This is a genomic window from Pseudomonas sp. (assembly GCF_050739655.1).
Lineage (GTDB): Bacteria > Pseudomonadota > Gammaproteobacteria > Pseudomonadales > Pseudomonadaceae > Aquipseudomonas.
This window is the reverse complement of the sequence record NZ_JBOIBY010000677.1, coordinates 1-4,526: the sequence shown is the minus strand read 5'-3', so window position 1 is coordinate 4,526 and position 4,526 is coordinate 1. Positions and strand designations below refer to the sequence as shown.

The following is a 4,526-nucleotide window of genomic DNA, read 5'->3' as shown; positions in this document are numbered from 1 at the left end:
TACTTGCCGGCGTGGTTGCATGAGTACAACTGGCATCGCCCACATGCCAGTCTGAGTTATTTACCGCCGATTAGCCGGATAGCTTCTGTGAACAACCTGGTGGGTTTACACAGCTAGCTCCCACAATTCAGACCGGTTCCACACCTTCCACGATAACAATCTCCGCACGCCCTGCCCCTTCTCGGTGCCGCTTCGCCTCCTGGTATTCATCCGACCGATAACAGGCCAGCGCCTGCTCGTACGAGTCGAACTCAATCACCACGCTGCGTTGTGGCGTCGCGCGCCCTTCCATCGCCTCACTGCGCCCTCCTCGCGCCAGCATCCGTCCGCCGTACTCAGCAAACGCCTTCGGAGCCCGCTGGGTGTATTGGCTATATTGATCAGGATCGGTGACGTCCACGTGAGCTATCCAGTAAGCCTTCATAGTGACCTCTCGGTTTATTTTGTATCATGGTATACCATAATATGAATATTCCGCACACACTGAGACCCCATCATGGCTTTCAACACGATCGAAGAAATCATCGAAGATTATCGCCAGGGCAAAATGGTGCTCCTGGTTGATGACGAAGACCGCGAAAACGAAGGTGACCTGCTGCTGGCGGCCGATTGTTGCACTGCCCAAGCCATCAGCTTCATGGCCCGGGAAGCTCGCGGCCTGATTTGCCTGACCTTGACCGACGAACACTGCCAGCGTCTGGGCCTGGAGCAGATGGTGCCCAGCAATGGCAGTGTCTTCAGCACAGCGTTCACCGTGTCGATCGAAGCGGCCACAGGCGTGACCACCGGCATTTCCGCTGCCGATCGAGCGCGCACCGTGGAAGCTGCCGTTGCTCGTGGCGCCACTGCTGCCGATATTGTCCAGCCCGGCCACATCTTTCCCTTGCGCGCCCGGGAAGGCGGCGTGTTGACCCGCGCAGGGCATACGGAAGCCGGTTGCGACCTGGCACGTTTGGCCGGCTTCACGCCAGCCTCGGTGATTGTCGAAGTGATGAACGACGACGGCACCATGGCCCGCCGCCCGGACCTTGAAGTATTCGCACGCAAACACGGGATCAAAATCGGCACCATCGCCGACCTGATCCACTACCGCCTGAGCAATGAACACACGGTCGAGCGCATCGGCGAACGTGAACTGCCGACCGTGCATGGCACCTTTCGTCTGATTACCTTTGAGGATCGCATCGAAGGCGGCGTCCACATGGCAATGGTCATGGGTGAACTGCGCCGCGATGAAGCGACGCTGGTGCGGGTGCATGTGATCGACCCGTTGCGGGATTTGGTCGGTGCCGAATACAGCGGCCCTTCCAATTGGACATTGTGGGCCGCGCTGCAACGGGTGGCTGAAGAAGGTCGCGGTGTGGTGGTGGTCCTGGCCAACCACGAATCGTCCCAGGCGCTGCTTGAACGCGTGCCGCAATTGACCCAGCCGCCGCGACAATTCAGCCGCTCGCAATCGCGGATTTATTCGGAAGTGGGCACGGGTGCTCAGATTCTGCAGAACCTGGGCGTGGGCAAACTGCGGCACCTTGGCCCACCGTTGAAGTACGCGGGTTTGACCGGGTATGACCTGGAGGTGGTGGAGAGTATTCCGTTTACTGGTTAACTCACCTTCCCCTGTACCGATCGTTCCCACGCGGAGCATGGGAACGATCATCTCGAAGCAGCCAGTACAGATGGCGAAAAAAAACACAAATCAGCAGATAGCCGGTACGGCAAAATGCTTGCACAATGTTTGGAATACCATAATATGATATTCCATAGACCGGACAGTCTCACCGACTCGATGGACCTGATGCTCCCGATAGGCGGGCACTGAAAGCCCCGCTCATAAACACAACAATGAGGGCGTAAAAATGGTGTTGAACAAACGTGTATCCGCCGTGCTGTTCGCGGGTCTGCTCAGCGTGACCAGCCAGGCGTTGATGGCCGCTGAAAGCGTCAACTTCGTCAGCTGGGGCGGTACGACCCAGGACGCGCAGAAGCAGGCTTGGGCCGATCCGTTCAGCAAGGCCAGCGGCATCACCGTGGTTCAGGACGGCCCGACCGACTACGGCAAGCTCAAGGCCATGGTCGAAAGCGGCAACGTGCAGTGGGACGTGGTCGACGTCGAAGCCGACTTCGCCTTGCGCGCCGCCTCCGAAGGTCTGCTCGAACCCCTCGACTTCAAAGTCATCGAACGCGACAAGATCGACCCACGTTTTGTCACTGACCACGGCGTTGGCTCGTTCTTCTTCTCCTTCGTCCTCGGCTACAACGAAGGCAAGCTCGGCGCCGCCAAGCCTCAAGACTGGACCGCGCTGTTCGACACCAAGACCTACCCCGGCAAACGTGCCCTCTACAAATGGCCAAGCCCAGGCGTGCTGGAACTGGCGCTGCTGGCCGACGGTGTACCGGCCGACAAGCTCTACCCGCTGGACCTGGATCGCGCCTTCAAGAAACTCGACACCATCAAGAAAGACATCGTCTGGTGGGGCGGCGGCGCGCAGTCGCAGCAGCTGCTGGCCTCGGGTGAAGCGAGCATTGGCCAGTTCTGGAACGGCCGCATCCACGCCCTTCAAGAAGACGGCGCCCTGGTCGGCGTGAGCTGGAAACAGAACCTGGTCATGGCCGACATCCTGGTCATTCCAAAAGGCTCGAAAAACAAGGATGCGGCGATGAAGTTCCTGGCTAACGCCAGCAGCGCCAAAGGACAGGCCGACTTCTCCAACCTGACCGCCTACGCCCCGGTCAACGTCGACAGCGTGGCGCGCCTGGATTCGGTGCTCGCCCCTAACCTGCCGACGGCCTACGCAAAGGACCAAATCACTCTTGATTTCGCGTACTGGGCCAAGAACGGTCCGACCATCGCGACACGGTGGAACGAATGGCTGGTCAAATGAAAATGACGGCAACCACGTCCCGTCAATCCACGGCCACCGGGAGCGCCACTGGCGCTGCCGGATCGGCTCCCAAGCAATCGCCGACCCTGGCGCAACGCTGGCGCGGATCGAGCAACCTGATCCCCGCCCTGCTGTTCCTCGGCCTGTTCTTCCTGGCGCCGTTGATTGGTCTTCTGCTGCGCGGCGTGCTGGAACCGACGCCGGGTCTTGGCAACTACGAGCAACTGTTCGCCAACTCGGCTTATGCACGAGTCTTGCTCAACACCTTCTCGGTGGCCGGCCTGGTGACGCTGTTCAGCCTGCTGCTGGGCTTCCCGTTGGCCTGGGCGATCACCTTGGTGCCGCGCGGATGGGGTCGCTGGATTCTCAGCATCGTTCTGCTGTCGATGTGGACCAGCCTGCTCGCCCGCACCTACTCCTGGCTGGTGTTGCTGCAAGCCTCGGGCGTGATCAACAAGGCGCTGATGGCCATGGGCATCATCGATCAGCCGCTGGAGATGGTGCATAACCTCACCGGCGTGGTGATCGGCATGAGCTACATCATGATCCCGTTCATTGTGCTGCCGCTGCAGGCGACCATGCAGGCCATCGACCCGATGATCCTGCAGGCCGGTTCCATCTGCGGGGCCAGCCCATGGACCAACTTCTTCCGGGTGTTCCTGCCGCTGTGCCGGCCAGGGCTGTTCTCCGGTGGCTTGATGGTGTTCGTGATGTCGCTGGGTTACTACGTCACCCCGGCACTGCTGGGCGGGGCGCAGAACATGATGCTGCCCGAGTTCATCATTCAGCAGGTGCAGTCGTTCCTCAACTGGGGCCTGGCCAGCGCCGGCGCCGCGTTGCTGATCGTCATTACGCTGGTGCTGTTCTACTTCTACCTGAAGCTTCAACCGGAATCCCCGGTTGGTGCCAGCAACGCGAGGTAAGCCGTCATGCTCCTGACCCCCAATGCCATGAGCCGCCGGATGCGCTTCGGCCTTTACACCACCACCGGGCTGATCGGGCTGTTCCTGTTGCTGCCGATCGTGTTCATCGTCCTGCTCTCGTTCGGCTCGTCCCAGTGGCTGGTCTTCCCGCCACCGGGCTGGACGCTGAAATGGTACGTCCAGTTCTTCTCCAACGCCGACTGGATGAACGCGGCGATGGCCAGCCTCAAGGTCGCGGTGCTGACCACGATCTTCGCCGTGGCGCTGGGCCTGCCGACCGCCTTCGCCCTGGTACGTGGCCGCTTTCCGGGCCGGGAAATGCTCTACGGCCTGTTCACCCTGCCGATGATCGTGCCACTGGTGATCATCGCCGTGGCGGTGTACGCGCTGTTCCTTAAACTGGGCTACACCGGGACCATGTTCGCGTTCGTGGTCAGCCACGTGATTGTCGCGTTGCCGTTCACCATTATCTCGATCATCAACTCGCTGAAGCTGTTCGACCAGTCGATTGAAGATGCCGCAGTGATCTGCGGCGCATCACGCTTGCAAGCGGTGTTCAAGGTGACCTTTCCGGCGATTCGTCCGGGCATGGTCGCCGGCGCCCTCTTCGCCTTCCTCGTCTCGTGGGATGAAGTGGTGCTGAGCGTGATGATGGCCAGCCCGACCCTGCAAACCCTTCCCGTGAAAATGTGGACCACCCTGCGCCAGGACCTGACACCGG

At 60.5% G+C, this 4,526-nt stretch carries 5 protein-coding genes and 1 pseudogene; 5 read left to right on the top strand and 1 reads right to left on the bottom strand.

The annotated features are described in order from the left end of the window. Positions 1-117: pseudogene (locus tag ACRESJ_RS32115) on the top strand (IS481 family transposase); the annotation flags it as partial. 10 nt (positions 118-127) lie between these two features. Here ACRESJ_RS32115 and ACRESJ_RS32110 read toward each other — a convergent pair. Next, complete coding sequence (locus ACRESJ_RS32110; RefSeq protein WP_431761499.1) at positions 128-424, bottom strand: DUF1330 domain-containing protein; 297 nt, start codon at positions 422-424, stop codon at positions 128-130. A 72-nt stretch (positions 425-496) separates the two neighbouring features. On the opposite strand from ACRESJ_RS32110, the gene ribBA reads away from it, so the two are divergent. From ribBA to ACRESJ_RS32090, 4 genes are all read left to right on the top strand, one after another. Beyond that, positions 497-1,606, top strand: a complete 1,110-nt coding sequence (gene ribBA / locus ACRESJ_RS32105; RefSeq protein WP_431761498.1) for a bifunctional 3,4-dihydroxy-2-butanone-4-phosphate synthase/GTP cyclohydrolase II — start codon at positions 497-499, stop codon at positions 1,604-1,606. A 250-nt stretch (positions 1,607-1,856) separates the two neighbouring features. Beyond that, positions 1,857-2,882 carry an ABC transporter substrate-binding protein gene (locus ACRESJ_RS32100; RefSeq protein WP_431761497.1) on the top strand — a complete coding sequence of 342 codons (1,026 nt, stop codon included), beginning with the start codon at positions 1,857-1,859 and terminating at the stop codon, positions 2,880-2,882. Beyond that, positions 2,879-3,805, top strand: coding sequence for an ABC transporter permease (locus tag ACRESJ_RS32095; protein ID WP_431761496.1), 927 nt, complete (start codon positions 2,879-2,881; stop codon positions 3,803-3,805). The genes ACRESJ_RS32100 and ACRESJ_RS32095 overlap by 4 nt, the downstream gene beginning before the upstream one ends. Before the next feature lie 6 nt (positions 3,806-3,811). Continuing rightward, positions 3,812-4,526 (top strand): ABC transporter permease (locus tag ACRESJ_RS32090; protein WP_431761495.1); only part of this gene is annotated, 715 nt, incomplete at its 3' end.

Excerpts from the sequence above, each read along its gene's own strand:
- ribBA (WP_431761498.1), top strand. The coding sequence starts at position 497 with ATGGCTTTCAACACGATCGAAGAAATCATCGAAGATTATCGCCAGGGC.
- ACRESJ_RS32095 (WP_431761496.1), top strand. The coding sequence starts at position 2,879 with ATGAAAATGACGGCAACCACGTCCCGTCAATCCACGGCCACCGGGAGC.
- ACRESJ_RS32100 (WP_431761497.1), top strand. The coding sequence starts at position 1,857 with ATGGTGTTGAACAAACGTGTATCCGCCGTGCTGTTCGCGGGTCTGCTC.
- ACRESJ_RS32110 (WP_431761499.1), bottom strand. The coding sequence starts at position 424 with ATGAAGGCTTACTGGATAGCTCACGTGGACGTCACCGATCCTGATCAA.